Source organism: Nocardia huaxiensis (assembly GCF_013744875.1).
GTDB classification, from domain to species: Bacteria; Actinomycetota; Actinomycetes; order Mycobacteriales; family Mycobacteriaceae; genus Nocardia; species Nocardia huaxiensis.
In genome coordinates this window covers 7,342,486-7,367,147 of record NZ_CP059399.1, presented here as the reverse complement: position 1 = coordinate 7,367,147, position 24,662 = coordinate 7,342,486, and the positions used below count along the sequence as shown (strand labels likewise).

Here is a 24,662-nt window from a genome sequence, read left to right as displayed (position 1 = left end):
TTTCGATTGAAAAGTAGGCTACCGTGACCGGCATGTCAACCGAGCGCCGCGGCGGCCGCACCCGCAGTCCCGAAGCCCACGACGCCGTCCTCACCGCGGCCGCGGAGCTGTTGGAGGAGCAGGGGTATCGCGATCTGACCATCGAGAAGATCGCCGCGCGTTCGGGTGTCGCCAAGAGCACCATCTACCGGTGGTGGCGCTCGCGGCCCGAGCTGGTCATGGAGGCGTACGCGCGGGCGGTCGCGCAGCGCATGCCGGAACCCGACACCGGTTCCGTCGCAGGCGATCTCACCGAATTCGTGCAGCGGCTCTACAGCGTCGTCGACCACCCGGTGCGGGTGCGCTCACTGCGCGGCATGATGGCCGACGCACAACTCGACCCGGACTTCCGCGAGGCATTCCGGGGCTGGGTCGAGACGCGCCGCGCGGTGGTGGCCGAGTTGCTGCGGCGCGGCCTGGACCGCGGCGAACTCGACGCGGGCCTCGACGTGGACTACGCCGTGGACCTGGTGTTCGGTCCGTTCTGGTATCGCCTGCTCGCCGGTCACGCGCCGCTGGCTCCGGCCGAGGCCGCCGATCATGTCGACCGTTTGATCGCGGGCCTCGGCACCTGTCGCTGAACTACTTCTCGGGCTTGAACACGAACAGTTCGCCGATGCGCGTCGCCACCACGACCTCACCCTCGGCCCCGATGGAGGTCCCGATGGTGCTGCCCTGCGCATCCGGTAGCTGATCGGAGTCCACCGTGTCACCGGTTGTGGTGTCGAAGGTGACCAGCGTGAGCCCGTCGCCGATCGGCGCGACCGTGTACCCGGTGCCGCCCGCCGTCTGCACCGGCCGCCCGCGCAGGTTGAGATCCTTGCGCTCCCAGGCGATCTCGGCATGATCGCCCTTGTCGCGAAGCGCCATCAGATGCCCGTCGTCCCCGGATGGAATGAGCAGCCCGTCCGCGATCGAGACGCCCCCGCGCACCGGGAAGCCGAGATTCTGCACCCATTTGGTGTGCCCGTCGGTGGTGTCGACCGCGATCAGCCGATTCTCGTTGTCGCCCACGTACACCGTGGACCCGTCCGCGGACAGCGCCGGGCTGGCGCCGCTGCCGCCATTGAGGATCTCCGCGCTCCACTCGCGATGGATCTCCTTGCCGTCGTAGCGCATCGCCTCCAGCGATGCCGCGGCCTGGCCCGGCTGCCACACGGTGACGAAGAACCGCCCCGACTTCCCGTCCACCGCGGACACGTTCGCGACCGAGCACAGCGGCCCGCCCGTCGCGCAGTCCTCGAGGCCGGTGCCGTCCGGCGGCCGGTTCAGGTTCGGGAACTTCAGGAAATCGGGTTCCCCCAGCAGTTGCAGGGTGGACACCTCGCGGTCGCCGGTCTGCCGGCTGAGCACGTCCACCTGCCCGAACTGGGTCACCGACAGCACATTCCCGTCCCCGGTGAACTGCACCGACACCGGCACCCCGGCGACGGGCGTGCGCCAGCGCGGCTGCCCGAGCGCGTTGAAGGAGTACACGCCGCCGTCGTCGCCCACATAGATGTTGGCCGAACCGTCCACCGCCGCGCCCGCATCGACGGCGCTGGCCGCGCTGGAATTGCCGCCGGGTCCCATGGGATTGCAGAACCGCTTGCGGCCGGTCTCCATCTGGAAGGAGAACAGCGCGCAGGTGGGTGTGCGGGTGGTGACGAACAGCTGCCCGTCCGCACCGATCACCACGGGCGCGCCGACCGGTCCGCCGATGGGCCGCGCCCAGCTCAGCGTCAGGTTGCGGGAGCCGGTGACCGGGCTGGCCCCGCTGTTGCGGGCGTCGTGGAAGGCGGCCGGCCAGCCCTTGCCGGGTCCGACCTTGATGTCGTCGACAGTGGTGCTGCCGCAGGCGGTGAGGGTCAGCAAGCCCGCCGCGGCCGCTGCCAGCGCACCGCCTGTCGCCCATGCGGGCGTGCGGCGTTCGGGTGCGGATGCACCGCTGCGCGGTCGCTGCTCGTCACTTCCGGTCTGCCGCCTGCCGATTCGCACCTGCGGGTGTCCCTTCTGCCAGTACGGAGTCTGTTGTTCCCACTGTGGGCTGCTGAGCCGGAGCACAGCCTACTTTCGTGCCTCGAAGAGGGGACCGATACCCTCGTCTAAACGGCCGATGGACATGTAGGAGCAAGTTCGTGACGAGCATGTGGGGCGCACCGCTGCGCTCGCGTTGGGCGGGGTCGCGTCGCCGGGATCCGGAGCAGGCGCGCTTTCTGACCGTGGCCTCCCTGAAATGGGTGCTCGCCAATCGCGCCTATACGCCCTGGTATCTGGTGCGCTATTACCGGTTGTGGAAGTTCAAGATGGCCAACCCGCACATCGTGCTGCGCGGCATGGTCTTCCTCGGCCGCAATGTGGAGATCCACGCCACGCCGGAATTGGCGCGCATGGAGATCGGCCGCTGGGTGCACATCGGCGACGGCAACGCGCTGCGCTGCCACGAGGGTTCGCTGCGCATCGGCGACAAGGTGGTGTTCGGCAAGGACAATGTGGTCAACACCTACATCGATATCGAGATCGGTGAGTCCACGCTGGTCGCCGACTGGTGCTACATCTGCGACTTCGACCATGTCACCGACGACATCAATATGCCGATCAAGGATCAGGGCATCGTGAAGTCGCCGGTGCGCATCGGCCCCGACACCTGGATCGCCGCCAAGGTGACCGTGCTGCGCTCCACGCTCGTCGGCCGCGGGTGTGTGCTGGGCGCGCATGCGGTGGTGAAGGGTGAGATCCCGGATTACAGCATTGCCGTGGGCGCACCCGCCAAGGTCGTGAAGAACCGCAAGGACGCCTGGGATGCCGCCGCCGACAAGCGCGCCGAATATCTTGCCGCGCTGGAAGATATCGAGCGCAAGAAGAACGGTGCGGTGGCTTCCTGAGGCAGGGCCTCCTGACGCATTGCCGAGTGATCGCGGCCGGGCACTGGTAGTGTTCGGCCGCGATTCGTTTTCGCTGCACTGAGAGGTCCGCCGGGCATGACGACATCGCTTGCCAAGGGGCAGAATTCGCCGCTTCCCGGGACCGAGCTGCGGGTCGCCGTCCGTGCCGCGAGCACGGTCGATCTGTCGGCGCTGCTGGTGACCGCCGCCGGCAAGGTGCGCTCGGACGCGGATTTCATCTTCTTCAATCAGCCGCGAGGTGCGGGCGTGCTGCTGGAAGACGCTGGGGCGCTGGCCTTCTCCCTGGCGCAGGTGCCCGCCGATATCGATGCCGTGCGCACCGTGCTCACCCTGGACGGCGATACGTTCGGCCGTCATGCACCGCCGGTGGCCGCGGTCACCGATGAGCGGGGAAACCCGTTGTACGAGTACGTGATCGAGGGGTTGAGCAGCGAGTCGGTGGTCATCGCGCTGGAGTTCTACCGGCGCGGGACGGACTGGAAGGTGCGCGCGGTCGGCCAGGGGTATGCGGGCGGTTTCGCGGATCTGGTCACCGATCATGGTGTGCGCGTGGACGATTCTCCGGCCGAGGCAGCGCCCGCCGCCGGGGAGCCGGTGATCCGCTCGGTGGCGGGGGAGCAGCAGTTGCCGCCCGAGCATCGCGCCACGCTCGATATGCGCAAGCGTGAGGTCGCGAAGGTTCTGCTCACCAAGGGCGCCGACACCGTGCGCGCCCGCGTGGTGCTGGTGATCGACAAGACCGGCAGCATGCAGCGGCTCTACCAGGACAAGGTCGTGCACCGGGTGGTGCAGCGCATGGTCCCGGTCGCCATCCAGCTCGACGAGGACGGCGTGCTCGAGCCCTACCTGTACGCGAGATCCTTTCTGCGCCTGCCCGATGTCACCGTCGAGCGGGTCGAGCAGTGGTGTGCCACCCACCTGCATCTGACCGGCACGCACGCCGGGCTCGACCACAATGCCATCGGGCAGTCGAATGCCGAGATCCCGATCATGCAGGAGATCATCTCGACCCTGCGTCCCGAGGCCGGGCCCACGCTGGTGCTGTTCTTCACCGATGGCGGCTTCTCGGAGAAGCAGAAGATCGCGCGGCTCATGGGTCAGGCCGCCGCGCTGCCTGCCTTCTGGCAGTTCATCGGCTTGGGGAAGGCCAAGTTCGGGGTGCTGCGCAATCTGGATGAGCTGGAGGGCCGGCTGGTCGACAATGCGGGTTTCTTCGCCGTCGACGATATCGACGAGCTGTCCGACGCCGAGCTGTACACGCGGCTGCTCGGGGAATTCCCGTCCTGGGTGCGAGCCGCCCGCGCGGCCGGAGTGCTGCGCTGACGGTAGCGTCGAGATCATGAATCGCTATGCCGCCTTCATCCGCGGGATCATGCCGACCAACCCGAATATGCGTAACGAGAAGTTGCGGGCAGTATTCGAGGGGCTGGGATTCGAGCAGGTGGCTTCGCTGTTGACCAGTGGCAATATCGTCTTCCATAGCGAGGAAACCGACACCGCCGCATTGGAATCGCGTATTCAACAGGCGCTGCATGCGGAACTGGGTATCCCCGGCGGGACGCTGGTCCGGAGCCGGGAGCAGTTGCGGGCCATGGTGGATGCGGATCCGTTCCCCGGGCTGACACACTGCCGGGAAACGTATCTGACCGTCACCTTCGTGCGGGAAGCGCCCGCGCAGCTGCCCGAATTGCCCTCGGGTGGTATCGAATCCGCGGTGGAGCTGGTCGGCTACGACCAGGGTGCGGGCGCGGTGCTCTCGGTCATCGACAACAGTGATCCCGGTACGCCGAGCTTCATGGCGTGGCTGGAGAAGGTGTACGGCAAGGACATCACCACGCGGACTTTCCTGACCGTCCAGAAAACTCTGAAAAAGCTGAATTCCTGACCAGTTGGCCGCAATTCGTAACTGACAACTGTCACTGCAACGAAAAACGTGTTATTGATTCGTGATTCGCTGGTCATAAGACCGTAGCCTGTGGGATGCTCTTCGCGATCGGTGCAAGTTGGGAGGTTTGTTCCGGAGCAAGGGGTCTCGCGTGGAGCCACAGTCATTCGGCCGCTGGACGGTGCTGCGCGCCCGCCGCCTGTGGCAGGCGGCCCGCCCGGATATCTCGGCAGCCGCCCTCGCCGCCCACCAGCGCGCCCTGGCGGCCGCGATCCAGCGCCGCGAGCGCGACAATCTCGAGCGCCTCACCGGCGCGGCCCACCGCTGCCCCGACATCCACCACGGCCCCTGGCCCCCGGACCCCACCGCCGATTCGGCGCCCATCACCCGAATCCACGACTTCTACCACCGGCATTGCCCCACCGGCAGATTGGTGGTCCTCGGCGGCCCCGGATCCGGCAAATCGCTCACCGCCATCCATCTCCTCCTCGGCCTCCTCGACCACCGCGCCGACACCGATCCCGTCCCCGTGCGCGTCAATGCCGCCAACTGGAACCCCGCCCTCCGCGACTTCCCCGCCTGGCTGGCCGACCGCCTCGCCCGCGACTACCGCCTCCCCCTCCCCGTGGCCGCCGCTCTCATCACGGCCGGTCGCATCCGCCCCATCCTGGACCGCCTCGACACCATGACCACCCCCGACGGCGATCTGGTGGCCGCCTGGCTGGCCCTGGAACATCTCAACGAACTTCAGGACATGCCCGTCGTCGTCCTCTGCGACGCCCACGTCTACGACCGCCTCTGCACTTCCCACAGCCCCTACCGCGGTCTTTCCGGCGCCACCCGAGTAACCCTGCGCCCCTTGACCACCCGCGCCATCACGGACCACCTGATCTCGGCCGCAGCGGATACCCGGGTGCGGGACACCACAGCCGATCCGGGCGCAGTCACCGCGGCGGATCCGGCCCGCGATGCCGCGACGGCGGCGGCAGACATCGGGGTGAACAGCCGGGGTGATCGCGCCGGGCACGAGCGTGTCCCCGGCGGGTGGAGTCCGGTGATCGCCCGGCTCGGCAGCGAGCCGGACGGGGTGCTGGCCCGCACGCTGAGTGCGCCCGCCCGGCTGGCGCTGGCCGAAATGTATTTGGGCCGAGGCTGTTCCCATGCGGCGGCCAAGCTCGCGAGCGCCGGAACCGAGGCGGAAATACTGCGGCTCCTGCACTCCGCGGCTATTCCGGCCGCGGTGCGCGGCACACCGCGGGGCCGTGGCGGCGACCGTCCCTACACGCACGACCAGGTGCACCGATGGCTGCGGACCCTCGCCCTGCACACCGACCGGCGCGCGCGGAGCGGCGGCGTGGATGCCGGTGTCGGCCTCGACGATCTGTGGCGGCTGGCGTCGCGCCGGACGCGGGTGCTGCACGGGATTCTCGTTGTCGCGGCAGCCCTCCTCGTACTCGGCTTCGTGAACGGGATGCTGTCTCCCGGATTCCAGTGCGCGTGGGCGGATTCCGCGCCCGGTGCGGGAACCGCGACCGTGTCCGGTCAGGGGGTGAACCCCGCGTCCGGCCAGGTCGCGCCGGGCTCGAACCCCGTGCCCGGCCGGAGCGGGGCCGTTGTGTCCAGCCCGGGTGCGAATGCCGCGCGTGGGCACGGGGCGAACGTGCTGTTCGAGCGGGGGCGGGGTCCAGTGGTCGTTCAGGGTGGGGCGGCCGGGTTCGGGGTGGCTCGAGCGGAGCATCGGCGGTTCGGGCCGCCCGATGAATGGCGGTGCACCGCACTGGCGTTCCGGCTCGATCTGATCATGGTTCTGCTCGCGTTGATCGGTGGTGGGGTGGCTGCGTTCCGGTCGGTGAGCCGGGAGTCGTCGCCCGCGGTGACGATGGCCGCGCGGTTCGGGGCGACGGCGTTGTTCGCGGGGTTGGCTGCCGCCTTCGAGGTCGATGTGGCGAGCTGGGATGCGCGGGGGCCGGATCGAGCCTTGGAATTGGCTGTGCTGCTGGGGCTTTCGGCGACGGCGGCCGGTGTGATCGCCTGGCGGGCGTGGCGCCCCCGCATGTCGCACGCCATGGAGCAGGCCACCCGGGTGGCCGCCGCCGGGTTCGTGGCCGGGGCGGTGGTCGCGGTGGCGGGGGCCGCGAAAATCGTTGCGCTGGAACCACGCCCCACCCTGGCGGCGCACTTCTCCGCGCTGGTGCGGGAGGGCATTGTGGGCACGGTGGCCATCTGGCCGGTCGCCGCTTTGCTCGCGGCCCTGGTGGCGCTGTCCGGCGTCGTCGAATCGAGTCGTATGCACCCGGTCTCCGACGAGCGCCGCCCCGCCCCGATCGGCCTGCGCGGCTGGCTGCTCTTGGCTGCCGCCGCAGGGTGTTTCGCCGCCTACCACGTCTGGGAAGAACTATGGAGCGGGCGCGTGAGCCTGCGTTTCGGCCTCTTCGCCGGCGTCGCGGCCGTGGTGGTGCTCGGCGGCGGCGCCATCGCGGCCCGGGCGCTGCGCTCGCTGTGCGCCCGCATCGTGTTCCGCTGTGGCGTCCGCTTCGCCTGCCGCCCCGCCGAATTCCTCGACTGGGCGCACCGCCACGGCCTGCTCCGCGTCACCGGCACCGCCTACCAATTCCGCGACGAATCCTTCCGCGACTGGCTGTCGGACCACGAAAGCTCGGTCATCCACCCGGATCTCGCCGAACCGGACCGCGAGCCGGCCCCGACCGGCTGACGCCGCGCGCATACGCGCGATCCGTGCGCGGCCACGACCGCGCACGGATCAACGACGCCGATATCGGCTACCGGTTACTGCCGGAGTAGTCGTATTCACGCGCCTGCCACACGGATTCGTCGTTCCGCCCGGCCGTCCCGGTGCGGCTCGGCCACCAGGCGCGGCGGCCGATGAGCGCCGTCACGGCGGGGGTGAAGAACATGGCCATGACGAAGGCGGAGATCCCGATACCCAGCGAGATGGCGAAGCCCATCTGCGACATCACCGTATTGCCCGCCAGCAGCATCGAGGCGAAGGTGCCCGCCAGGATGATGCCCGCCGCCGCAACGGCCGGACCGGTGTGCCGCACGGCCAGCGCCGCGGCTTCCCGAGGCGCGTGCCCCTCGGCCGATTCCTCGCGCAGCCGGGCCACCATCAGGATGTTGTAGTCGGTGCCCAGGGCCACCACGAACATGTACATGATCACCGGCAGCGAGAACATCAGACCCGAATTGCCCTGCAGTTTCTGGAAAACCAGCACCGTCGCACCGAGGGTGGCCGCGAATCCGAGACCCACCGAGGCCATCAGGTACCACGGTGCGACCACACTGCGCAGCAGGACCGCCAGCACGAGCGCGATGAGCACGGCCGCCACCGGGAAGACAATGGCGTAATCCCGATTCATCGCCGCCTTGAAATCGACGAACACCGAGGTCATGCCGCCGACATAGGCTTGGGTGCCCGCCGGTGCGGCGGCGTGCGCGGTCTCCCGCAGCGGCCCGCGGACGGTCGCGAGCGCATCATCGGATTCCGGCAGCGCCGCGAGCGTCACCTGATATTCGGCAATGTCCGACGCGCTCGACAGTCGCGGCGCGCCCACCTGTCCGACGCCCGGCACCGCGGCCAGCGCGCTCCGGTAGGTGTCGAGCTGGGCGGGGCTCAGGGGCGCGTCACCGCGCAGATAGACCAGCGACGGCTGGGTGGCGCCCGCCGGCATGCCCTTCAGCAATTCCTTGCCGTACACAGCGGATTCGGCCGAGTCGGAGGTGGATCCCGAGCTCATGTCGAAGGTCGGATGAAACCCCAGCGCCGCAATGCTGAGCGCCACCAGCACCGCACCCGACGCGACGGCGAACAGCCCCGGCTTGCGGCCCAGCGCACCGCCGAGCGCCGCGAACACCGCGCCCTTGGGCTCGCGCTGCCACGCCTTGGACGGCCAGAAAACCTTGGTGCCCAACAGCGAGACCATGGCCGGAACCAGCGTCAGTCCCGCGAGCAGAGTGACCGCCACGGCAATGGCCAGCGCCGGGCCGAGCGAACGGAACATGCCGAGGCTGGACAGCGCCAGCGCCATGAACGCGATGATGACCGCACCGGCCGCCGAGGTGATGGCCTCGCCGACCCGGGCGACCGCACTGATCATGGCGGTCTTCGGGTCCTCCCCGGCGCGCAGCCGCTCCCGATACCGGAACATCAGGAACAGGATGTAATCGGTTCCGACGCCGAACAGTACGACCGTCAGCAGCGAACTGACCGAGCTGTCGGCCTTCAGATCGAACGCCTCGTTCACCATGCCGATGAGCCCGCCCACGGTGGGGGAGATGGCGGCGATGGTCACGATCGGCAGCAGCGCGATGACCGGGCTGCGGAAGATGATCAGCAGCAGCACCAGGATCAGCGCGACGGTGGCCGCGCCGATGATGGCCATGGCCTTCTCACCGGATTCGGTCTGGTCCAGCACCTGCGCCGCGGTACCGGTGATACCGGCCTTCAGGCCGGTGCCGTCCACCCGCTCGTGCAGTGCGTCCCGCAAGGCGGTCACCGCGTCGCTCTGCGTCTTGTCGGTCGGGTCGGTGACCTTGACCATCTGCACCGCGATCACCTGGACGAGCCGGTTCTCCGACGCCGGAGTGGCCTGAATCCCGGTGACGCCCTTGATGTTCCGGCCGGACAGCTCGGCGGCCAGTGCGGTCACCGCGGCCGAGTCCGCGGCGCTGAGCGCGGCCTCGTCGGCCCGCGCCACCACGATGAGCGCGGCCGGGGTCGAATCGTCGGCGAAGCCCTGCCGTTGCAGTTCCATGGCCTGCACCGATTCGTAATGTGAAGGCAGGAACTCGGATTGGTCGGTGGTCGGGGTGAGGGTGGGTGCACAGAGCACCACGGCCACGGCGGCGATCAGCCACGCGGCGATCACCTTCCATGGATGGCGGACCGCGATCCGCCCGAGTAGCGCGAACATTCGGAGAAGTCCTTTCACAGCGCCGGGCGAGACAGCCCGGCGGCTCGAAGCTGGGGAGTGCGGGCCGGACAGCGGTCGGGAGGCTGCCGTCCGGCCCTGGTGCGGCACGCTGCGATGAGAGTGCTTGCCGCGCTGTGTACTACCTGGCAGGGGCGAGGTCGGACATGCGCTCCGCGGCTGCGTTGCCCTCGCCCACAGCCGTCACCGCGTCGCCGTCGGTATGCGCACCCGCCGGTGTATCCGGCCGTCCGCGCAGCATCACGATGGCGAGCACGCCGGCGGCCAGAATGCCCAGCGCGCTGACGCCGAAGCTCACCGACATGGCTGCCGCGAAGGCTTCCCGCGCCGAGCGCGCCAGCTCGCTGTCACCGGCCTGTGCCGCCACCGCGAGCGCGTCGGCGATCGACTGCCGTGCCGCCTCCGGCGCCGATTCCGGCATCCGGTTGGCGAAGACGCCGGTCAGCGCGCTGCCGAGCACGGCGACGCCGAGCGCCGCACCCGCCTGCTGAATGGTGTCGTTGAGCGCCGACCCCACGCCCGCCTGCTCGGTCGGCACCGCGCCCATGATGGCCGCGATCGCCGCCGGCATGGCCAGCCCGCCGCCGATGCCCATGGCCACCAGGCCCACGGCCACCATGCCGAATCCGCTGTCGGCCGACAGTGTGGTGAGCAGCAGCGCGCCGAGCGCCATCACGATCAGGCCCGACACCACCAGCGCCCGGTTGCCGACCTTCGAGCCCAGTCCCGCGCCCACGCCACTGCCCACCAGTGCCGCGAAAGCCATGGGCACGAACGCCATTCCCGCTTTCAGCGGCGAGTAGCCCAGCCCGAACTGCAGATACTGCGTGATCACCAGCAGCAGACCGCCATTGCCGACCTGCACCAGCGTGAGCGAGACGCTGCCGCCGGCGAAGTCGCGATCCCGGAACAGCTGCAGCGGCACCATCGGATGGTCGATGCGCGATTCCCACACCAGGAAGCCGATCAGGCTAGCCGCCGAGATCCCGAATGCCGCAAGGGTTCCCGAGTCGCCCAGCCCGTTCTTGGGCAGTTCGATGATCGCCCACACCAGCGCGGTCATACCCAGCGCCGACAGCACCGCACCCACCGGATCCGGCCGCTGCCACGGGCCCTTCGATTCCGGCACCAAGGTCACGGTGGCGGCCAGCGCGATCAGCACGATCGGAATATTGATGAGAAAGACCGCGCCCCACCAGAACTGGTCGATGAGCACGCCGCCGATGATCGGCGAGCCGACCAGGCCGAGCACGTTCACCCCGCCCATGGCGGACATGGCCTTGTGTCGTTCATCCTCGTCGAAGAGGTTCAGCAGAATCGACAGGCAGGCCGGCATGAGCAGGGCCGCACCGACTCCCATCACGATCCGTGCGACGATCAGCTGCACCGGATCGCCCGCGATCGTGGCCACCGCCGACGCGGCGCCGAACAGCGTCAGGCCGATCATCATGATGCGCTTGCGCCCGAACCGATCCGAGAGACTGCCCGAGGTGAGCAGCAGTCCCGCGAACACCAGCATGTAGGAGTCCAGGATCCACTGGATGTCCTGCGCGTCGGCCTCCAGATCCTCGGCCAGGGCCGGGATCGCGACGCCGAGCGCCATATTGTCGATGACCAGAATCAGGGTGCTCAGGCAGAGCACGATCAGAATCCACCAGCGTGCGGGATGCCTGCCCGCACCGGCTTCTTGCTTTGTTTCCACGTGAAATCTCTTCTTCGGTAATAGTTTTCGTCAGGCGCCGGATGGCGGCGCCCATTGCGTGAGGTGGACCTCGACCCCGTTGGGGTCGGTGAGTTCGAGCAGCCAGTGCCCGTCGGGTGCGCGGTGCAGCGAGCCGGTCAGCGGAGCCCCCTCATCACGGAGCCGCTGATCGATGCGCGCGATATCGGTGACGCTGAACGACACCCGCAATCCGGTCGGGCCGGGCGCCGGGGCGGGGGGATACTCCGGGTTCCTCTGCACCAGAACGATTTCCACCCCCGCGTCATCGCGTTCCAGGCAGACGAAGTCCTCGCCCGTCACGGCCTCGCGATAACCCAGATGGGTGCAGAAGAACTTGCTGGACGCCGCGGCGTCGGTGACGCTCAGCGTGATCGCCGAGGCGACAACATTCATGCCATCATGCCCTCCCGGTAGGAACTGTGATCTGTGTCCGAAATCCGCCGACCCCGGTGTCGGCGCTGTAATAAGCATCGGTATTCGTGCAGGTAGGAACAATGGCGAAGATCGAAACGCCGGTTAACCCAGAGGTTTACGAATCGCTTCACGAACCCTGGTGCGCTCACCGTTCGCACATGCGCACACTGTGCGCTAATCTCGTCCGGTTGTGTGAGGCGTGGAGGAAGACGGCGTGGAGTTACGGGATATCGAGATCTTCCTGACGCTCGCGGAGGAACTGCATTTCGGGCGCACGGCCGAACGCCTGCATGTCTCCCCGGCGCGAATCTCGCAGGCGATCAAGAAGCAGGAGCGCACGGTAGGCGCGGAGCTCTTCGAACGCACCAGTCGCGCAGTGAAATTGACGTTGGTCGGCGAACAGCTGCGCAACGACCTCGCCCCGGTCTATCAGAATCTGCATCAGGGCATCGCCCGGGCGCGGTTGGCGGCGCAGGGCAAGACCGATGTCCTGAAGATCGGGATGATCTCGATCAACGCCTACGAGATGCGGCCGTTCTGGGAAGCCTTTCGTGCCCGATATCCCCAGTGGGGCTTGCAAATTCGGTACAGCAACTTCCTGGAGCCGTTCACCTCGCTGCGTCGTGGCGAGATCGACGGCCTGGTCGCCTGGCTGCCGGTGCAGGAGCCCGACCTGACCGTGGGACCGGTGCTGTTCAGCGAACCCCGAATCCTCCAGGTCTCCGTCGATCACGAACTCGCCCAGGAGAAGTGGGTGTCCTGGGAGACACTGGGCAACTACTCGACGGTGACGGCGGGTGACGCCATCCCCGACTACTGGGAGGACGAGTGCGTACCGGGCCAGACCCCGTCCGGCCGTCCCGTCGACAAGAGCGTCCTGGTCACCAATCTCGACGACATCCTCACCGCGGTCAGCGTCGGCGACATCGTGAATCCGTTCGGCGAGCACGCCGGCCGCTTCCAGGTCCGCCCCGACATCACCCACATCCCGATCCACGACGGCCCGCTGCTGCACTGGGCGATGGTCTGGCGCTCCGAGGCCGAGGACGCCCGCATTCGCGCGCTCGCCGACATCATCCGGGAGCTTGGACCGGCGGCGCTGTAGTGGAGCTCCGCGATATCGAGATCTTCCTGACGCTGGCCGAGGAACTGCATTTCGGCCGCACCGCCGAACGGCTGCACGTCTCCCCGGCGCGGATCTCGCAGGCGATCAAGAAGCAGGAGCGCAATGTCGGCACGGACCTGTTCGAACGGACCAGCCGCACGGTGAGACTGACCCCGGTCGGCGAGCAACTGCGCGACGATCTCCGGCCCGTCTACCGCAGCCTGCACCAGAGCATCGCCCGGGCCCGAATGACGGCCCAGGGCAAGACCTCCGTGCTGCGGATCGGCATGGTCTCACTGAACGGGTATGAGCTGCGGCCGTTCTGGGAGGCGTTTCGAGCCCGATATCCGCAGTGGGGCTTGCAGATTCGGCACAACAACTTCATCGACCCGTTCGGCCCGGTGCGTCGTGGCGAGATCGACGCCCTGGTGGCCTGGCTCCCCATCGAGGAACCGGACCTGACCACCGGGCCGGTGCTGTTCAGCGAGGGGCGCGTGTTGCAGGTGTCCGCCGATCATCCACTCGCCGAGGAGAAGTGGGTTTCCGGCGAGGCCATCGGCGACTATCCCACGACCACGGCGGCCGGTTTCGTTCCCGATTACTGGGAGCACGCCTTCCAACCGTCCCGCACGCCGTCGGGCCGTCAGGTGGAGCGGCTCGTCTCGATCGGGAATATCGAGGACATCCTCACGGCCGTGGGCTCCGGAGAAGCGGTGCACCCGATCGGTATGCATGTCAGCCGATTCGCCGTTCGCCCGGACATCGTCCGCCTGCCCATCGCGGACAACTCCCGATTGCACTGGGGTCTGGTCTGGCGTTCGGACGCCGAGGACGAACGGATCCGGGGCCTGGCGAACGTGATTCGCGAGTTGGGCATTATGGAGCTGTGAGCACAGTGGGGCGTCGTGGCGATCCGGGGGAGAAGCCGAGCTTGTCCGAACCGAGTCTGTCGGTGTGGACTCGGCCCCGGCAGCGTCGTGAACGACCCGCCCTGACCCTGGGACGCATTGTGACCGAGGCGATCCTGCTCATGGATGCGGAGGGCATCGAGGCGCTGAGCATGCGGGCGCTGGGGCTGCGGCTGCAAGCCGGTGCCACTTCCGTGTACCGGCATGTGGCCAGCCGGGAGGAACTCATCGAGCTGGCGGTGGACGAGGTCTATCGGGAGATCGAGGTGCCCTACTGTCTCGACCCGGAGGGCTGGCGTGACGCGGTGGCCGCGAGCGCACAGAGCATGCGGGCCATGATTCTGCGGCACCGCTGGGTGTCGGCGGCCCTGCCCAGCGTCGGGCTGCTCTATCTCGGCCCGAATGTGCTGCGGTTCAAGGAGAGTCTGATCCAGGCGTTCGACATCGCCGGGTACCCGCGCGCGGAGACCGACTCCGCCCTGGCCGCCGTGATCGGTTACGTGGTCGGCATGGGGGTCGGTGAGGCGGCGTGGCTCGGCAAGGTCGCGCAAAGTGGGCGCGGCGAACGCGAATGGACGGCCGAGCTGTGGCCCCACCTCGACCGCCTCGCCCACGAGCATCCGCGGCTCGCGGAATCGATTGCGGCTCGAGCGGAGGTAGCGCCCGAAGCCATCCGCGACGCGAAATTCGAGTACGGGCTGGAGCGCATCCTCGACGGTCTGCAACTTCGACTGACCGCCAACTGATTTCGTGACGGGCAGTTGATCTCGTGACTGCTCAGAGCGCGGCGTAGACGGCCTCGATGAGCCGGTAGGCGCGGCGGTCGCCGGAGAGCCAGTCGCGGCGCATATTGGGGATGTAGCCGATGGCCACCTGGTTCTCGACATCCCCCAGGCCGATCGATCCGCCCGCGCCCGGGTGGCCGAAGACGAAGGGGCGGGCCGTATTCGGGACGACCATGTTCTGTGCGGGGAGCGTGTAGCCGAGGCCGAAGGCGCTTTCGAGCAGGAGCACCGTGTCGGTGCCGCGGACGTGCTCGCGGGTGGCTTCGCGCAGCAGTTGCGGGGTGATCAGGGAGCCGCCGACCAGATCGCGGTAGCAGGCGGCCAGGGCGCGCGGTGTGGTCACCGCTCCGGTGGCGGGCCAGCCGCCGGCGAGCACCTCCGGATCGTGGTAGGAACCCGCGGGATTGGTGGACGCGCGCATTACCAGGGACGACGGATCCCGGTATGCCGCAGCCATTCCCGCGACCGTGGTGGCATCGAGCGGGGGCGCTGCGGCGGCCCACCGCCGTTCCGCTGCCGGGGGCCAGAGGAGTCGGGCGGCGGCCGCGATCATCGGTGCGGGCGCGCCGATGTGGAGGTCGGCGCCGATTTCGCGGCGGATGAAGTCGCCCACGGTCATGCCGGTGTGGCGGCGGACGAGTTCGGCGAGCAGCCAGCCGAAAGTCAGTGCGTGATAGCCGTGCTGGGCGCCGGGCTGCCAGACCGGCGCCTGCGCGGCGAGCAGTTCCGCCATGCGCCACGGGTCTGCCGCCTCGGCGGCGCTGACCGGCCGATCGAACAGGGGCAGACCGGCGCGGTGCGTGAACAGATCCGCCGTGGTGGTGGATTCCTTTCCGGCCGCACCGTATTCGGGCCACCAGTCGGTCACCGGCTGCCCGGGATCCAGTCCGCACCGTTCGAGCACCATCAGCGCCGCCGTCGCCGTGATCCCCTTCGTGGATGAAAAGACCACGCACGGTGTGTCTTTCACCCACGCCCGCCCCGTGCGCGGGTCGGCGATGCCGCCCCACAGGTCCACCACGGGTCGTCCGCCGACGAATACCGCGACCCCGCCGCCGATGTCGTCACCGGCGGCCAGGCTCGCTTCGAAGACGTCCCGGACTCCCCGGAACGCCGGATCCGCCCGACCCTCCACCACGGAACTCATGCCCTGAATTAGAACACGTTCCAATTCGGGGCCCAAGGATTGCGTGAAAAAGATCTTCCGACCCCGGGGTCAGTACGGCTGGTTCGGATCCCGTTCCGGCAGTGGGCGTTCCACGATGACCGGACGGCCCAGCGGATTGCGCACCCGCCGCTTGGCCTGCTGGTAGACCAGCGCGGTCTCCTGCGCCACCACATCCCACGCGAAGTCGGCGGTCAGCCGCTCGCGGGCGGCCCACGCACGCTCCTGCGCGGCGGCCGGATCATCGAGCACCGAGCAGACGGCGTCCACGATCCCGTTCACGTCGGCGGGTTCGAAGGACGCCCCGGTGACGCCATCGGTGACCAGATCGCCGAGGCCACCGGCATTCGAGGTGACCAGCGGCGTGCCCGCGGCCGCCGCTTCCAGTGCCACGATGCCGAACGGCTCGTAGCGGCTGGGCAGCACCACGGCGTCGGCGCTGTGCAGCCAGCCCAGCAGATCCGTATGGTCCAGGCGGCCGACGAAATTCACGGCGCGCGCGACCCGGTGCGTGCGGGCCCGCTCACGCAGCCAATCGAATTGGGTGCCGATGCCCGCGACGGTGAGCGTGGTTCCCGGATGCGCCTTGCGGATTCGCGGCAGCGCGGCGATGGCGTCCTGGATGCCCTTCTCGTATTCCAGCCGCCCGACATACAGCAGCCGCGGCGGCCCGGAGCGCGGCGCGCGCTCGCGGAAGGTCCACGAGCCGACATCGATGCCATTGCGGATCACCGTGATCGGCGTTCGGTCGGGCTGGTAGAGCCGCTCGACCTCGTCCTTCATCGATTCCGAGCAGGTGATGAGCGCATCGGATTCGTGCGCCAGCCACCATTCGACCGAGTGCACCTGCTTGTTCACCCGGCCCGACACCCAGCCGCTGTGCCGTCCGGCCTCGGTGGCGTGAATGGTGGAAACCAGTGGCACATCGTAGAACTCGGCCAGCGCGATGCCCGGGTGCGCGACCAGCCAGTCGTGGGCGTGCACCACATCCGGCGTCCAGCCTTCGCCGATTCCGGGCTTGGCCAGCGCGATTCCGGCGCGCACCATGGCGTGGCCCATGGCGAGGGTCCACGCCAGCATGTCCTCGCCGAAGTCGAAGCAGGGCGCGTCCTCGGCGACGGCGACCACGAGCACGCCGTCCTCGACGAACGAATGCGTCGGATGTGTGCTGGCGTCGGTGCCCATGGGCCGTCGCGCGAGCACCACGACTTCGTGGCCGGCCGCGGCCAGTTCGGTGGCCAGGTGATGGACATGGCGGCCCAGCCCGCCGACCACGACGGGTGGGTACTCCCACGACACCATCAAAATCTTCATTGGGGTCCTTCTGAAGCGGGGCCGAGCCTGCGCGCGTCGAGCGCGGGGAAGAGTCCGTCGGCCGCGTTCCATCCTGCCGCCAACTGCCGTGCTTTGGCGAGTTGCCCGCCGGAGATCGCCGCGGCGATCTCGCGCACGGCGTGCGCGTGTTCATGGGCTCGGTCACGCGCGTATCCGGCGGCCGAATCCTTGGACACCATGAACGCCCAGTCGCTGGAAATGGTCAGGATGGCCTCGCGCAGCAGCTGGTCGGCGACCGGATCGCGCAGCCCGTCCGCATCGGTGCGCATCTTGTCGAGGGTGTCCAGCGCGAGCCGCACGATATCGGCATTGAGCTCGACCAGATCCGCGACCTGATCCCCGGCCCACACCCGCCAGTCCTTGCCCGAGCCCCAGGACGAGTCGGCCAGTTCGACGCGTTCGCCCACGTAGCCGCGGGCGCGAGCGTCGGCGAGCGTGCCCACGGTGACCCCGGCCTCGGGCAGGGCGCGCAGCACCTGCTCGAGCCATTGCGGGCCCTCGTGCCACCAGTGGCCGAACAGTTCGGTGTCGAAGGCGGCCACCACCAGGGCGGGCCGGCCGATGCGCTCGGACTCGCTGATGAGCCGTTCCCGCACGGTCGCCACGAAGTCGGCGACATCCTTCTCGACGGCCGCCGCGGCCAGTGCCGGGTCGTAAGGGGCCTTGTCGGGACCGGCAACGGTTTTGCCTGTGACGCGCGCCGGTTTGAGCCCGGTGGCGTGATCATAGTGATGGAAATCACGGTAGTAGGGCTGCCCCGGATACCCGGATTTCGGCGACCACACCCGGTAACTCACGTGCAGATCGCGTCCGAACACCACGACATCGGAGTCCCACACGGGTCGTCCGAGGGTGGTGTCGCCGCGCAGCGCGGGGCCGTCGCACATGAAATGCGTGATGCCGACCGTGTCGTAGGTCCGCTCCATGCCGGGCGTGAAGCCGCATTCGGGCGCCCAGATGCCGCCGGGCGTGTTGCCCCAGCGATGCCGGGCATCGGCGAGTCCCTCGCTCAGCTGGTAGCCGCGCATGCGCGCATCGGTGAGCGGCTGGAACGGATGCGCGAGCGGCCCGCCCAGCAGTTCGATGGCCTGCGCGTCGATGAGCTCCCGCCACACCGGCGACGCGCCGTGCATCCAGCGCTGTTCGAAATCCGCCAAAGCCGCTGTGGCGAGCCGATGTTCGTGGCTGCCCAGCGCCACATTGCCCGCCATCGAGGCTTCGTCGGCGCGCAGTTTCCAGTTGCCCAGCCAGTGATGCATGCCCTCGAGGCAGTGCGGATCATCCAGCTGCGCCGCCAGCACGGGCGTGATGCCCAGGCTGAGCAGGTTCGTCCGCCCTTCGGCCGCAAGGGTTCTCAGCACCTTGGCGACGGGCAGGTAGGACGCGGCCCACGACTGGTAGAGCCATTCCTCACCGACCGGCCAGCGCCCGTGATGCGCCAGCCACGGCAGATGCGAATGCAGGACCAGCGTGAACTGGCCTGGCACAGTGGACTTCTCGCTCACGGCTTCACCGCGATGGCCACCAGATCGAGGCTGGCGTCGATGTCCTTCTCGGCGGCATTCAACAGATCGAAGTCGTCGATGCTCACCGCGGCCACATCGGCGGCCAGGTCGGCGGGCCACGGCTCACCGGCGATGGCCCGCGCGATCTGCGCGTCGATGATGGACCCGCCCCACTTCTCGTCCAGCGCAACGAGATTCGCGCCATGGAAGACACCGCTCATGACCTCGACCGCGAACCCGGCCTCGACGAGCAGCTCATCCATCTCCGCGGCATTGAGCTCACGCGTGTGGAAGGGGTTCAGCGGCGTGTCCCGCCCGGGAGAGAAGGTGATCCGGTTGGGCGTGCTGATCAGCAGCTTCCCGCCCGGCTTCAGCACCCGCAGGCACTCCCGCAGGAACTGCGCCTGATCCCAAAGGTGTTCGATCACCTGGAAATTCACGACCACATCGACGGAGTTGTCCTCCAGCGGCAGGTCGGCCAGATTGCCCTGCACCATTTCCACGCGCGGGTACTTGGCGCGCACATGGGCGACGGCGGAATCGTCGTAGTCCAGTCCGATCACGCGCTCGGCCACGCCCGCGATCATGTTGGCCCCGTAGCCCTCTCCGGAACCGGCCTCCAGCACGGTCTTGCCTTCGCACAGTTCCAGCAATCGCGCGTAAGCGATTTCGTGACGCCGGAACCAGTAGTTCTCCTCGGCGATACCGGGCACCGTGCGCTCACCGGTCAACGGCAGGGGATCGGTGTGGTTTTCGGGGGCAAAGACGGCATCGCTCACCGCATCGACGTTAGCGGTTGCCAATATCACAGCGGCAGCCGGATCGGGTGATGGAGAACATCACAGCCTAAGTTACCCATGAGTAACTTAACGTAGGGTAATCTCCAGCGCGAGCTACTTGTGGACGTACGGCCAACCGATCGTGCGACCGCCACCCACGTGCCACCAGAACAGGAGGTCGACGAAGACCCATGCCGAACATCGTCGTACTGATCAAGCAGGTCCCGGACACCTGGTCCGAGCGCAAGCTGTCCGATGGGGACTACACCCTCGACCGCGAGGCCGCCGACGCCATCCTCGATGAGATCAACGAGCGCGCCGTCGAAGAAGCGCTGCTGATCAAGGAGGCGCAGGGCGGCGAGGTCACCGTCCTGGCCGCGGGCCCGGCGCGTACCACTGAGGCCATCCGCAAGGCGCTGTCCATGGGCGCCGACAAGGCCATCCACATCCAGGATGACGCCATCCACGGCTCCGACGCCGTCCAGACCGCCTACATCCTGGCCGCCGCTCTCGGCCAGATCGAGGGCGTCGAGCTGGTCATCGCGGGCAACGAGGCCACCGACGGTCGCGCGGGCGCCGTGCCGGCCATCGTCGCCGAGTACCTGGGCCTGCCGCAGCTGACCCACCTGCGCAAGCTGACCGTCGACGGCGACCGCATCTCCGGCGAGCGCGAGACCGACGAAGGCGTGTTCAAGCTCGAGGCCTCGCTGCCGGCCATCGTCTCGGTTACCGAGAAGATCAACGAGCCGCGCTTCCCCTCCTTCAAGGGCATCATGGCCGCCAAGAAGAAGGAAGTTCAGACCTTCACCCTCGCGGACCTGGGCGTCGACCCGGACACCGTGGGTGTTGCGAACGCCGGCACCCAGGTGACCGGCGTGACCCCGAAGCCGGCGCGCACCGCGGGCGAGAAGATCGTCGACGAGGGTGAGGGCGGCAACCAGATCGCCACCTACCTGGTCGGTCAGAAGATCATCTAATTCGCCTCGGGCCCAACGACTTTCAGGAGAAGAAAACAATGGCTGAAGTACTGGTGCTCGTCGAGCACGCAGAAGGTGCGCCCAAGAAGGTCACCACCGAACTCCTCACCGCCGCTCGCGCGCTGGGCACCCCGGCCGCCGTCGTGGTCGCCGCCCCCGGCACCGCCGACAAGCTGGGTGACGCGCTGGCCGCCGCCGGCGCCGAGAAGATCTACGTCGCCGAGTCCGACGACGCCGAGGGCTTCCTCGTGACCCCCAAGGTCGACGTCCTGGCCGGCCTGTCCGAGTCCGCCTCCCCGGCCGCGATCCTGGTCGCCGCCACCGCCGAGGGCAAGGAGGTGTCGGGCCGCCTCGCCGCCCGCATCGGCTCCGGCCTGCTGGTCGACGCCATCGCGGTCGACGCCGACGGCTCGGTGCAGCACTCCATCTTCGGTGGCGCGTTCACCGTGGCCGCCAAGGCCACCGGCGACGTGCCGGTGATCTCGGTGCGCCCCGGCGCCATCGAGGCCGCCCCGGCCGCCGGCGCCGGCGAGAAGGTCGCCGTCGAGGTCCCGGCTCAGGAAGAGGGCGTCGTCAAGGTCGTCTCCCGTGAGCCCAATGTCGGTGGCGACCGCCCCGAGCTCACCGAGGCCGCGATCGTGGTCTCCGGTGGCCGCGGCGTCGGCTCGGCCGAGAACTTCGGCAAGGTCGTCGAGCCGCTGGCCGACGCCCTCGGTGCCGCCGTCGGCGCTTCCCGCGCCGCCGTCGACTCGGGCTACTACCCGGGCCAGTTCCAGGTCGGTCAGACCGGTAAGACGGTCTCCCCGCAGCTGTACATCGCCCTCGGCATCTCCGGCGCCATCCAGCACCGCGCCGGCATGCAGACCTCGAAGACCATCGTGGCCGTCAACAAGGACGAAGAGGCCCCGATCTTCGAGATCAGCGACTACGGCATCGTCGGCGACCTGTTCAATGTCGCCCCGCAGCTGACCGAGGCGGTCAAGGCCCACAAGGGCTAGAAACCCCTCGCGCTGAGCGCAATTCGGTGACCCCCGGCCGGAAACGGCCGGGGGTCACTGCTTTTCGGGGTTACGAATTCTTCGGCCGGGGTCACGCGCTCTGCTCGATGGACAGGATCATGCCGTTCATGGCATCCACCTCGACCTCGTACTCACCGCCGGTGCGGGTGGCGACTTCGACCTCCCACTTCGGGGAGCCGCTGGACATCTCGAGTTCGACCGACTGCACGGTGGCGCCCTGGAGGGCGTGCCGCGCGGCTTCCATGGCCTCCTGCTCGTCGACCGCGGCCTGCACGGTGGGCGCGGCGAGGACCGGCGCGGCAGCGCCCGTGGCGGTGGCGGCGGCGAAGAACGCGCCGAAGGCGAAGCGGCGCAGGGTCCGTGTGCCGCGATGGCTGTGGACCGTCATGGTGGTGCTCCTTCCCGTTCGGTGGTGCTGATCTTTTGCCAGGCATTACCACCGATTCGCCGCACTATGCGCGGCGCCGGGAAGTCAGTGTCTGCGAGCGGTTTCGATACCGACCGGCCTGCCCCGTCTGCGGGCGAAGGGCGGCGTGCGTTCCCAGGTGTCATTGAGCAGACTGGGGACATTGTGGTGAATGTGGGTGTCGTGGTGCCAGGTGGCGATCATGATCGTGAACCCGGCGAAGGCGGTCACAGCGCAGATGATCCCGGCAATCACGGCGTGCTGCGTATGTCCGGAGCCGACGGCCGTGAGGGCCATTGCCAGCGTTGCCGAAGCAACCAGTGCGCAAAGGTAGGCTGACCAGGCGGCAAAGCGGTTCAGCCTGACCCATCCTGGAGTGGGAGGCATACGTTCAGCATATCCCCGGGAACGGTGGTTGAAACCGCACTGGACTAACGTCAGGTCATGGACGCGACCGAATTGCGCGCCGCCCAGGCGCCGCTGAAGGAGCAGTACCGCCACCACCCCGAGTCCGCACGCACCCCGCTGCGGGCGACCGGTCGAATCGCGTCACCGGGCCTCACCTTCGACGTGGACCAGTTCGCCGGCGTGAGCCGCGCGGGCCTGCACCGCGCCACCGGCGGTGACGGCTCGGACGCCTGTTCCGGCGACATGCTGCTCGAGGCGCTACTCGCCTGCGCGGGCGTCACATTGCATTCGGTCGCAACAGCATTCGGCATCCACCTGCGTTCGGTCGACGGAATAGCCGAGGGCTTCTTCGACGCCCGAGGAACCCTGGGCGTCGACCGCGCGGCCCCGATCGGCGTCCAGGACCTGGTCCTCACCTTCACCGTCGACACCGATGCCGACGACGCCACCCTGTCCAAGCTCGCGACGGCCACCGACCGCTACTGCGTGGTGGGGCAATCCCTGGCCACCCCACCCACAATCCGCATCCGCCGCCCCTGACCCGCGGGCCGGGATTGGACAGATGATCACCGGGACCTGATGGCGGAGGCCACTCGGGCGATGCCGCCACCAGGTCCCGATGATCATGCTGTGGTGGTGTCAATCCTTGCGGGTCCAGGCGAGGTGGATTCGGATTTCGTTGATGCGCCAGCCTTCCGGGGTGCGGGTGAGGGTGCTGGTTTGGCGGAGGCCGCTGGTTTGGTGGGGGGATTCGCCTGCGCGGAAGAAGTAGACGAGGGAGTTGGCGGCGGTGGTGGCCTGGTCGCCGGTCACGGTGATCAGGAGGTCGGTGGTGGTGTGCTGGGTGTGTTCGCCGTCGACTTCGGTGCGGCGGATGAAGTCGGTGACATCGGCGAGGCCCTGGGTTCGGGTGCGGGGGGAGTGGACCCGAATGTCGGGGGCGAAGACGGTGTGGATGTCGTCCCAGCGCTTTTCGTCGAGCAGGTGCGCGTAGCGGGCGAACAGGTTGGTGATTTCCAGGTGGTCGGTGGTCTGGGTGTTCGTCGACATGGTTGGCGCTCTCTGTGTGTGGCCCTGCGGGAGATGCGCAGGGCCACAGGTGGTTTCCGGAGTGGGGTGGCGAACGGTGTTCAGGCGCGGGCCAATTCCTCGGCCATGCGGGCGGTGATGGTGTCCAGGACGCGGCCCGCGGTGGCCAGGTCCTCGGGGGTGACGGTGCCGTAGGCGGCCTGCAGGATCGCGGTGGATTCGGTGCGGACGCGGGCGGCGAGCGCGCGGCCGGCTTCGGTGGGTTCGGCCTGGCCGGTGGGCAGGGAGCGCAGGAGGCCGGTGGCGAGCAAGGCTGCCAGGCCGGCTTCGACATCGGCGTGGTTCCACTGGGTCATGGCCGCGACGCGGGTGATGTGGGCGGCCGGGTCGATCGGCGCGCCGGCGGCCAGCGCCTGGTTCAGGACGATCCACTGGGTTTCGTCGACGGTGGTCCCGGCCAGGGCGCGGTTCAGGATGGCGTTGTGGTGCTTCTCGGCGCGGCCGACGATCGACGGGTTCAGGGTGGTGGGGGCGGTGGTGCTCATGTCGATCTCTCCTCGATCAGGTGGTGCTCGGTGATGTGAACAATACTGACACTGAGTACCAAAAATACGCAAGTACCAATTTCGACCGAGGTTCTTTCGTGTCTCAGGCTCAGCCCGCGTTAGGATTCCGGCATGCCCACCGACGACCGCGCGCTACCACTGCGCGAACGCAAGCGGATCCGCACCCGGCGTGCTCTGGCCGACGCCGCGCTCCGGCTGTTCACCGAGAAGGGTTTCGCCGCAACGACTGTGGAGGAACTGGTGGACGCGGCCGAGGTGTCGCGCAGCACCTTCTTCCGGGCCTTCGCCACCAAGGAGGCCGTGGCCATCGAGGCCGAAACCGAGCTCTGGACCGGCTATCTCGACACCCTGGCCGAGCGGGAGTTCACCGGATCCATCCTGGCGGCGCTGCGGGACGTCCTCGTCGACACCGCCACCGAACTGCCCGCCGATTGGGACGAGCGCTACATCGCCACCCGGCGGCTGGTCATCACCGCGCCCAGCCTGCTCGGACACCTCTCCTACGCGCGCTCCGGCGTGGAAGCGCAAGTCGTCGAACAGCTTTCCCGCAAGCTCGCCCTCCCCGACGGTGATCTGCGCCCCCGCATCCTTGCCGAAACGGCTACCACCGCCTGGAGCATCGCCGGGCGCGGCTGGGTGGCCAGTGACGGCAAGGGCGGCCGCGCCGAGCTGGTCAGGCGTCTGCACGAATCCTTCGCGGCCGTCCCCGAGGCGCTGCGCCTGTCTGCGTAGCCGGGGCGAACGGCATTGTGGGCCATGGGTTTCCGGGCAGGCGGTCGA

24 protein-coding genes are annotated in these 24,662 nt (G+C 68.4%); 12 read left to right on the top strand and 12 right to left on the bottom strand.

Annotated elements, in window-relative coordinates:
• Positions 1–32 precede the first annotated feature (32 nt).
• Entirely contained in the window at positions 33–620 is a 588-nt protein-coding gene (locus tag H0264_RS33720) for a TetR/AcrR family transcriptional regulator (RefSeq protein ID WP_181581284.1), read from the top strand.
• A 1-nt stretch (position 621) separates the two neighbouring features.
• Here the strand turns inward: H0264_RS33720 and H0264_RS33715 are convergent, their stop codons facing one another.
• Positions 622–2,016, bottom strand: coding sequence for an outer membrane protein assembly factor BamB family protein (locus H0264_RS33715; protein WP_244976027.1), 1,395 nt, complete (start codon positions 2,014–2,016; stop codon positions 622–624).
• 140 nt (positions 2,017–2,156) lie between these two features.
• On the opposite strand from H0264_RS33715, the gene H0264_RS33710 reads away from it, so the two are divergent.
• The 4 genes from H0264_RS33710 (at position 2,157) to H0264_RS33695 (ending at position 7,522) form a co-directional block, all read left to right on the top strand.
• Positions 2,157–2,903: an acyltransferase gene (locus H0264_RS33710; protein WP_181581283.1), complete on the top strand. Its 747-nt coding sequence runs from the start codon at positions 2,157–2,159 to the stop codon at positions 2,901–2,903.
• A 96-nt stretch (positions 2,904–2,999) separates the two neighbouring features.
• The gene (locus H0264_RS33705; RefSeq protein WP_181581282.1) at positions 3,000–4,247 is read left to right on the top strand and encodes a vWA domain-containing protein; all 1,248 of its coding nucleotides are present in this window, start codon (positions 3,000–3,002) and stop codon (positions 4,245–4,247) included.
• A 16-nt stretch (positions 4,248–4,263) separates the two neighbouring features.
• Positions 4,264–4,809: a DUF1697 domain-containing protein gene (locus H0264_RS33700; RefSeq protein ID WP_181581281.1), complete on the top strand. Its 546-nt coding sequence runs from the start codon at positions 4,264–4,266 to the stop codon at positions 4,807–4,809.
• Positions 4,810–4,960: 151 nt separating this feature from the next.
• On the top strand, positions 4,961–7,522 hold the full coding sequence (locus H0264_RS33695; RefSeq protein ID WP_181581280.1) for a hypothetical protein: 2,562 nt from the start codon (positions 4,961–4,963) through the stop codon (positions 7,520–7,522).
• Positions 7,523–7,589: 67 nt separating this feature from the next.
• Here H0264_RS33695 and H0264_RS33690 read toward each other — a convergent pair whose 3' ends face one another.
• The 3 genes from H0264_RS33690 to H0264_RS33680 form a co-directional block, all read right to left on the bottom strand.
• A complete protein-coding gene (locus H0264_RS33690) occupies positions 7,590–9,740 on the bottom strand; it encodes an MMPL family transporter (RefSeq protein ID WP_181581279.1) in 2,151 nt (716 codons plus the stop codon).
• A 139-nt stretch (positions 9,741–9,879) separates the two neighbouring features.
• Positions 9,880–11,460, bottom strand: coding sequence for an MFS transporter (locus H0264_RS33685; protein ID WP_231084503.1), 1,581 nt, complete (start codon positions 11,458–11,460; stop codon positions 9,880–9,882).
• 30 nt (positions 11,461–11,490) lie between these two features.
• Entirely contained in the window at positions 11,491–11,874 is a 384-nt protein-coding gene (locus H0264_RS33680; RefSeq protein ID WP_181581278.1) for a VOC family protein, read from the bottom strand.
• Positions 11,875–12,109: 235 nt separating this feature from the next.
• On the opposite strand from H0264_RS33680, the gene H0264_RS33675 reads away from it, so the two are divergent.
• From H0264_RS33675 to H0264_RS33665, 3 genes are read left to right on the top strand one after another with little or no spacing between them, the layout of a single operon-like run.
• Positions 12,110–13,000, top strand: coding sequence for a LysR family transcriptional regulator (locus H0264_RS33675; protein ID WP_181581277.1), 891 nt, complete (start codon positions 12,110–12,112; stop codon positions 12,998–13,000).
• Positions 13,000–13,890 (top strand): LysR family transcriptional regulator, encoded by an 891-nt coding sequence (locus H0264_RS33670; protein WP_181581276.1) that lies wholly within the window; start codon positions 13,000–13,002, stop codon positions 13,888–13,890. Before H0264_RS33675 ends, H0264_RS33670 begins: the two co-directional genes overlap by 1 nt.
• Positions 13,887–14,654, top strand: coding sequence for a TetR/AcrR family transcriptional regulator (locus H0264_RS33665; protein ID WP_231084506.1), 768 nt, complete (start codon positions 13,887–13,889; stop codon positions 14,652–14,654). The genes H0264_RS33670 and H0264_RS33665 overlap by 4 nt, the downstream gene beginning before the upstream one ends.
• Positions 14,655–14,685: 31 nt before the next feature.
• Here H0264_RS33665 and H0264_RS33660 read toward each other — a convergent pair whose 3' ends face one another.
• From H0264_RS33660 to H0264_RS33645, 4 genes are all read right to left on the bottom strand, one after another.
• The gene (locus H0264_RS33660) at positions 14,686–15,840 is read right to left on the bottom strand and encodes a serine hydrolase domain-containing protein (protein ID WP_181581275.1); all 1,155 of its coding nucleotides are present in this window, start codon (positions 15,838–15,840) and stop codon (positions 14,686–14,688) included.
• A 69-nt stretch (positions 15,841–15,909) separates the two neighbouring features.
• Positions 15,910–17,172: a glycosyltransferase family 4 protein gene (locus tag H0264_RS33655; RefSeq protein WP_181581274.1), complete on the bottom strand. Its 1,263-nt coding sequence runs from the start codon at positions 17,170–17,172 to the stop codon at positions 15,910–15,912.
• A complete protein-coding gene (locus tag H0264_RS33650; protein WP_220139894.1) occupies positions 17,169–18,698 on the bottom strand; it encodes a 1,4-alpha-glucan branching protein domain-containing protein in 1,530 nt (509 codons plus the stop codon). The genes H0264_RS33655 and H0264_RS33650 overlap by 4 nt, the downstream gene beginning before the upstream one ends.
• The gene (locus H0264_RS33645; protein WP_231084507.1) at positions 18,695–19,477 is read right to left on the bottom strand and encodes a class I SAM-dependent methyltransferase; all 783 of its coding nucleotides are present in this window, start codon (positions 19,475–19,477) and stop codon (positions 18,695–18,697) included. Before H0264_RS33645 ends, H0264_RS33650 begins: the two co-directional genes overlap by 4 nt.
• Before the next feature lie 191 nt (positions 19,478–19,668).
• Between H0264_RS33645 and H0264_RS33640 the strand changes: the two genes are divergently transcribed.
• Both H0264_RS33640 and H0264_RS33635 read left to right on the top strand, forming a co-directional pair.
• Positions 19,669–20,454: an electron transfer flavoprotein subunit beta/FixA family protein gene (locus tag H0264_RS33640; protein WP_181581272.1), complete on the top strand. Its 786-nt coding sequence runs from the start codon at positions 19,669–19,671 to the stop codon at positions 20,452–20,454.
• Between the two features lie 38 nt (positions 20,455–20,492).
• Positions 20,493–21,452, top strand: a complete 960-nt coding sequence (locus tag H0264_RS33635) for an electron transfer flavoprotein subunit alpha/FixB family protein (RefSeq protein ID WP_181581271.1) — start codon at positions 20,493–20,495, stop codon at positions 21,450–21,452.
• Between the two features lie 91 nt (positions 21,453–21,543).
• On the opposite strand, the gene H0264_RS33630 is transcribed toward H0264_RS33635, so the two are convergent.
• Both H0264_RS33630 and H0264_RS33625 read right to left on the bottom strand, forming a co-directional pair.
• Positions 21,544–21,861 (bottom strand): PepSY domain-containing protein, encoded by a 318-nt coding sequence (locus tag H0264_RS33630; RefSeq protein ID WP_181581270.1) that lies wholly within the window; start codon positions 21,859–21,861, stop codon positions 21,544–21,546.
• Between the two features lie 84 nt (positions 21,862–21,945).
• Positions 21,946–22,266 (bottom strand): hypothetical protein, encoded by a 321-nt coding sequence (locus H0264_RS33625; RefSeq protein ID WP_181581269.1) that lies wholly within the window; start codon positions 22,264–22,266, stop codon positions 21,946–21,948.
• Between the two features lie 57 nt (positions 22,267–22,323).
• Between H0264_RS33625 and H0264_RS33620 the strand changes: the two genes are divergently transcribed.
• Entirely contained in the window at positions 22,324–22,827 is a 504-nt protein-coding gene (locus H0264_RS33620) for an OsmC family protein (RefSeq protein ID WP_181581268.1), read from the top strand.
• A gap of 99 nt (positions 22,828–22,926) precedes the next feature.
• Here the strand turns inward: H0264_RS33620 and H0264_RS33615 are convergent, their stop codons facing one another.
• Both H0264_RS33615 and H0264_RS33610 read right to left on the bottom strand, forming a co-directional pair.
• The gene (locus tag H0264_RS33615; protein WP_181581267.1) at positions 22,927–23,337 is read right to left on the bottom strand and encodes a nuclear transport factor 2 family protein; all 411 of its coding nucleotides are present in this window, start codon (positions 23,335–23,337) and stop codon (positions 22,927–22,929) included.
• Positions 23,338–23,417: 80 nt separating this feature from the next.
• The gene (locus H0264_RS33610) at positions 23,418–23,861 is read right to left on the bottom strand and encodes a MarR family transcriptional regulator (protein ID WP_181581266.1); all 444 of its coding nucleotides are present in this window, start codon (positions 23,859–23,861) and stop codon (positions 23,418–23,420) included.
• A 132-nt stretch (positions 23,862–23,993) separates the two neighbouring features.
• Here H0264_RS33610 and H0264_RS33605 point away from each other — a divergent pair, with 132 nt between their 5' ends.
• Positions 23,994–24,614 (top strand): TetR/AcrR family transcriptional regulator, encoded by a 621-nt coding sequence (locus H0264_RS33605; protein ID WP_181581265.1) that lies wholly within the window; start codon positions 23,994–23,996, stop codon positions 24,612–24,614.
• The last annotated feature ends 48 nt before the right edge of the window (positions 24,615–24,662 follow it).

Coding starts and splice junctions, on each gene's coding strand:
- H0264_RS33655 (WP_181581274.1), bottom strand. CDS start 17,172: ATGAAGATTTTGATGGTGTCGTGGGAGTACCCACCCGTCGTGGTCGGC.
- H0264_RS33625 (WP_181581269.1), bottom strand. CDS start 22,266: ATGCCTCCCACTCCAGGATGGGTCAGGCTGAACCGCTTTGCCGCCTGG.
- H0264_RS33690 (WP_181581279.1), bottom strand. CDS start 9,740: ATGTTCGCGCTACTCGGGCGGATCGCGGTCCGCCATCCATGGAAGGTG.
- H0264_RS33615 (WP_181581267.1), bottom strand. CDS start 23,337: ATGTCGACGAACACCCAGACCACCGACCACCTGGAAATCACCAACCTG.
- H0264_RS33660 (WP_181581275.1), bottom strand. CDS start 15,840: ATGAGTTCCGTGGTGGAGGGTCGGGCGGATCCGGCGTTCCGGGGAGTC.
- H0264_RS33680 (WP_181581278.1), bottom strand. CDS start 11,874: ATGAATGTTGTCGCCTCGGCGATCACGCTGAGCGTCACCGACGCCGCG.
- H0264_RS33610 (WP_181581266.1), bottom strand. CDS start 23,861: ATGAGCACCACCGCCCCCACCACCCTGAACCCGTCGATCGTCGGCCGC.
- H0264_RS33635 (WP_181581271.1), top strand. CDS start 20,493: ATGGCTGAAGTACTGGTGCTCGTCGAGCACGCAGAAGGTGCGCCCAAG.
- H0264_RS33620 (WP_181581268.1), top strand. CDS start 22,324: ATGGACGCGACCGAATTGCGCGCCGCCCAGGCGCCGCTGAAGGAGCAG.
- H0264_RS33605 (WP_181581265.1), top strand. CDS start 23,994: ATGCCCACCGACGACCGCGCGCTACCACTGCGCGAACGCAAGCGGATC.
- H0264_RS33720 (WP_181581284.1), top strand. CDS start 33: ATGTCAACCGAGCGCCGCGGCGGCCGCACCCGCAGTCCCGAAGCCCAC.
- H0264_RS33630 (WP_181581270.1), bottom strand. CDS start 21,861: ATGACGGTCCACAGCCATCGCGGCACACGGACCCTGCGCCGCTTCGCC.
- H0264_RS33700 (WP_181581281.1), top strand. CDS start 4,264: ATGAATCGCTATGCCGCCTTCATCCGCGGGATCATGCCGACCAACCCG.
- H0264_RS33705 (WP_181581282.1), top strand. CDS start 3,000: ATGACGACATCGCTTGCCAAGGGGCAGAATTCGCCGCTTCCCGGGACC.
- H0264_RS33640 (WP_181581272.1), top strand. CDS start 19,669: ATGCCGAACATCGTCGTACTGATCAAGCAGGTCCCGGACACCTGGTCC.